The sequence below is a fragment of the Citrobacter sp. Cy070 genome, assembly GCF_030332245.1.
GTDB classification, from domain to species: domain Bacteria; phylum Pseudomonadota; class Gammaproteobacteria; order Enterobacterales; family Enterobacteriaceae; genus Citrobacter; species Citrobacter youngae.
The window spans coordinates 1-4,887 of record NZ_JAOWIG010000037.1; the positions used below are offsets into that span (position 1 = coordinate 1).

Annotated in this window: 3 protein-coding genes and 1 pseudogene; 2 read left to right on the top strand and 2 right to left on the bottom strand. The window is 46.2% G+C overall.

The features are described 5' to 3' along the window. Window positions 1-262: 262 nt before the first annotated feature. The gene (locus tag OGY19_RS02895; protein ID WP_016241590.1) at window positions 263-1,162 is read right to left on the bottom strand and encodes a DsbA family protein; all 900 of its coding nucleotides are present in this window, start codon (window positions 1,160-1,162) and stop codon (window positions 263-265) included. A 22-nt stretch (window positions 1,163-1,184) separates the two neighbouring features. Further along, the gene (locus tag OGY19_RS02900; RefSeq protein ID WP_016241589.1) at window positions 1,185-1,754 is read right to left on the bottom strand and encodes a hypothetical protein; all 570 of its coding nucleotides are present in this window, start codon (window positions 1,752-1,754) and stop codon (window positions 1,185-1,187) included. Window positions 1,755-1,903: 149 nt separating this feature from the next. On the opposite strand from OGY19_RS02900, the gene mobH reads away from it, so the two are divergent. Both mobH and OGY19_RS02910 read left to right on the top strand, forming a co-directional pair. Next, on the top strand, window positions 1,904-4,348 hold the full coding sequence (gene mobH, locus OGY19_RS02905; RefSeq protein ID WP_286596223.1) for a MobH family relaxase: 2,445 nt from the start codon (window positions 1,904-1,906) through the stop codon (window positions 4,346-4,348). Window positions 4,349-4,393: 45 nt separating this feature from the next. Continuing rightward, a pseudogene (locus tag OGY19_RS02910) lies at window positions 4,394-4,887 on the top strand (IS5-like element IS5B family transposase); the annotation flags it as partial.

Below are 4,887 nucleotides of genomic sequence, written 5' to 3' on the forward strand. Positions count from 1 at the left end.
ACTGTCGGCGAAGGTAAGTTGATGACTCATGATGAACCCTGTTCCATGGCTCCAGATGACAAACATGATCTCATATCAGGAACTTGTTCGCACCTTCCTTAATCTGCTGTACGTAACTATTACCAGAACCAAGAAATCTGTAAACATCAATACTTCGTTAATGGAGCTATTAGAAGAATACCGAAGTCGTATTGAGCGAAATGTTTCAGTAGTGATAATCTGACAAAAAAAGCCCTGGTTAATTCAGGGCTCTTTTTTATTTCTATTTATCTTGTTGAGCTGGTGAGGCTTCGCCTGATGTGTCTCTCTGAGAATCGACAACCATAGACTGGATCACTTCAACGAATTTTGAGAAGGGCTGTGCGCCTACAACAGAGACTTCTTTACCGGTGACATTATCACGCACAATCGTGGTTGGTGTACCATCAACACCGGCAGCTGAACCGGCCTCCATATCCTGCTTAATGCGCTTAATCACTTCAGTACTGCCCATACAGGTATCAAATTTCGCCTGGTCTACCTCAAACAGTGCTGGGATGCTGTCCGCATCCTTAAAACCTTTACCGTTTGTTTCAGTATGGTTAAACCAATAATCAGTAACGGCCCAGAAAGCACTCGGCCCTTTCTGCTCCGCAATACACTCAGCAACAGCTGCGCCCTTCGATGCGACCGGCTCATGGAATGACATAGGGTAATGACGCCATTCCCAGTTAACAGCCCCGGCTGTCGCGGTATCAACGATATACTTCGGCGTTTCTTTGAAGCGTTTGCAGAATGGACACTCCAGATCTTCATAGTTGATCAACGAAAACCGAGCGCCAGGCTCGCCATAGATATAACGGCCATCAGTATTTTTATTTGCTTTGTCCCAGCCTTTATAGAGTGCCTTTCGTTCTTCCGCGAGCTTTTGGTCGGCGATAGACTTAAGAGCACCCTTTACTTCGTCCTGAATATTTCCGTTCACTCCCTGTTGAACTGCGGGGTTCTTGGCCAGCGATGTACTAATTTTATCCAGCAGTTGATTGGTCATCACCTGGGTTTTGTACGAGATAAAACTAATTACCATCAACCAAACCATTCCGATTACAACAACGATTCCCCCGGCCCAGGCAAAAATTGTTTTATTTCCAGAACTGCACTTTTCATTTCTTTGCTTATCCATTGTACCCTCGCATTTTGATGGATTAGGACTTAGGTTGTTGGTTATCGATCTGCATCTGAATTCGATATTTCCGCAGCTCTTCCGGTTCACCACTGGAAAGCACATTTAATTCGTGGGCACTTAACCGATAGCCAGGTGTTGAGCAGTATTTATCTTTGATACGGAGGTATTCAGCCCTACTGGCGTTCTGTGTGTTATTAGGAAGGAGAAAGGTATTTTCCCCGCAAAATGCTGGGGTCTGTGTGAACGTGCCACGCGGCCCATTGGCATACTTTGTGTTTGCCACTGAAGTGAGCAAGACCTGGGTGTAATTGTCATGTGCCACATATCGCTTCCCGGATGGATCATTGATGGCATACGGACTCACGAGCGTATGCTCATACCCAGGGTAACGTATAGCCGCGCCACCGCGTTCTGTACCACGCCAGGATTCGGAGTACTGATACTGGTAGGGGTACTCGGCCCTGGCGGGGAGATTGCGCGTTTCGTCGAGGTAAGTACGTTGTGGCTTACCTGTCCCACTGCAACCGCTGGTGATTACGCCGGTAATAACCACCAGCAGGGGCAAAACAATTTTATTCGCCAATTTCATTGCTTAGTCTCCAATTGGATAGCAACGTCATTATCTTAATTTCTCACCCTTGACGTTATGTTTTATGAAGACAAAACGTCGTCATTTTCCAGCACGATTTTTTTCTCAATCGGTTAACTTACAAGGTACTTAACCGGAGAAATCTTTTAATGCTGAGACACATTAAAAATATTCTGAATACTTTTTTGCCTGATAACAAAAAGGCTACCACTGATCTATTCGGTGACGAAATCGATATGTCAGTAGATGAAGAAATCGGGAAACTCATTTCATCACGAGATAATATGCGCTATCCGGCAAGCGAAATCGGATTCCCGGCTCAAGTACCGGGTGAGTACGTATTACGTCATTACCAGAAACCACTTGTGATGGCGATTAAACGAGAACTGGATATTAGGGACTCTGAGTTTAATCAGCTTATTCTTCCTATGCTGATAAATTTCGCTAACTTTGTTCACCTCTTCCCGGCATCCGAAAACCATCATCACCGTGCTGCAACCGGATTGTTGCGTCATTCATTGGAAGTGTGTTTCCAGTGTATCCGGCGTTCTAAAAACATCGAGTTTGATTCAATGGCGGTTCCCGTACATAAATCAAATCGTGCATTAGCATGGCGACTTGCAGTCGCAGCTGGTGGGCTACTTCATGACCTCGGGAAACCATTTACCGATTTTGAAGTATGGAACGAAGACGGGAAAATTCACTGGCCTCCAGGCCATGAACCAATCCATGTCTGGGCAAAAGAGAACAATGTAAAAAGATACTATCTTGTATGGAAACCAGGCCGTCACCGCCAGCATACCTCCAGCACGAGCAATATGTTGTTGATGATCATGCCAAAAGAAATGCATGTTTACCTTCTTAACGGCGGGAATGATATTTTCAATGAATTGACCCGGGCACTGAATGCCAGTGCGCAGCTCAATGCAGAAAAAATCAGTGGTCAGGACGTCAAAAACAAGATCCTCACTACCATTAAGGCCGCCGACTCAGCATCCGTTAACTATGATATGCGGCAATACGCCGGTGATGCGATTCGTGCAAGCCAGTCAGGTGTACCTGCGGTTCAGCGTGTAGTTGATGCCATGCGCCATAGATTGAAAAAAGGAGATTGGATTCCCAACAAGCCAGGAAGCCCTGTATGGGTGACTACCTATGGCGTATTCATCGTCTGGGGTGTTGCGGTCAAGGATATTATTGAGACCGTTAGGAACTCCGGCGCTGTTATTCCACAAACCCAGAATAGTCTGGCTGACCTGATGCTAAGTTATCATCTCTGTCGACCAAACGTTCACCAGGACGATGACACTGCATACTGGCGTATTGCCCCTCATATCTTGAATGATAAAAGTTCAAGAGAAAGCAAAGACCCTAAAGTTGCGTTGAGCTGCATCCTTCTGATATCTCCAGAAGTACTATTTGTCGATACTGTTGACCCTCTACCATGCAGCAGCCGCATCCGTATTGAAGGTAAATGGGTGGAATACCTGACCGGGAGGCCAAACCAGCCAAAACTCGTCGAAAGCGAACCCTACATTGGTCAGAAGCCGGTTCCGTCAACCGGAATACCGAATGAGGTCGACCGCTCAGTTTTACAGGGCGGAACAATCATTGCTGATGAACAGGAATCTCCACTGGAGAGTATTTTTGGAAACCGACAGGTTACGCCGGAAAACGCCCACGAACTGCTGCATAAGCTCAATCTGCTTTCTGATGAGGACTACAATCGTGTAAAGGAAAGAAATACCAGTACCAAAAATCAAAAAGATTGTCTGGATGACACTAATTCACCAACAACTGAGCTGGCGGGCAGCGGGGAATCAAAAGGGCTCAAAGATAATCAACCAAAGCCAGTGTCGGAGAATAATGAACCCAAGCGCCGTCTTTCCCTCAAAGAAACCCTGGCATCGGCACAAACAGAGATTGAGTTCTCTGTACCCAGTTCACTTATAAAAGAACCAAACCATAAAACTCTGAACGAAACCCTTGAGTTTCATTCAATCATCAACTCGTATAATAGCAACGAACCAACTTCAAGCGATGCATTGGATCAGACCCAGCCCTCACCTACCCGTCAGGCATTAAAGGAAATTCAGCTGCACCAGGATGCTGTCGATACCGGCATTCAGTCTGGTGAGGTAATTGATGATTATTCAATTTACGAAGATTATGATTCCATGTGGCAGGATGACGTGAAAGCTGATAACGATTTTGGTTACTCGGCTCATGCGGATACTTCGGCCAACATACCGGCTAACGTAAAATTTTACGATAAATTTAGTCAGCTATACGTATCTGGTCTTGAAGCGGCCAAAGAATTTCTCGTTAAATATGTTACCGACCACTCAGACGATCTTTTCATTGAATCAGGCCACTTAATCATTGCTATTGATAAAGATTTTGATGAGCGTAATTATGCTCTGCTTCAGGACTCCAACTGGTTATGGCAAAGGTTTATGGAAGCCCCAGCCCAGTATTATTTCCATCGTACTCAGAAGTGCTTATATCTCAGAAAAGAACTTAATAATGATATCGACTTGCTGATGGATGGGAAGTTTAACGATCTGCTTTGGAAGGTGCGAACAAGTCCCTGATATGAGATCATGTTTGTCATCTGGAGCCATGGAACAGGGTTCATCATGAGTCATCAACTTACCTTCGCCGACAGTGAATTCAGCAGTAAGCGCCGTCAGACCAGAAAAGAGATTTTCTTGTCCCGCATGGAGCAGATTCTGCCATGGCAAAACATGGTGGAAGTCATCGAGCCGTTTTACCCCAAGGCTGGTAATGGCCGGCGACCTTATCCGCTGGAAACCATGCTACGCATTCACTGCATGCAGCATTGGTACAACCTGAGCGATGGCGCGATGGAAGATGCTCTGTACGAAATCGCCTCCATGCGTCTGTTTGCCCGGTTATCCCTGGATAGCGCCTTGCCGGACCGCACCACCATCATGAATTTCCGCCACCTGCTGGAGCAGCATCAACTGGCCCGCCAATTGTTCAAGACCATCAATCGCTGGCTGGCCGAAGCAGGCGTCATGATGACTCAAGGCACCTTGGTCGATGCCACCATCATTGAGGCACCCAGCTCGACCAAGAACAAAGAGCAGCAACGCGATCCGGAGATGCA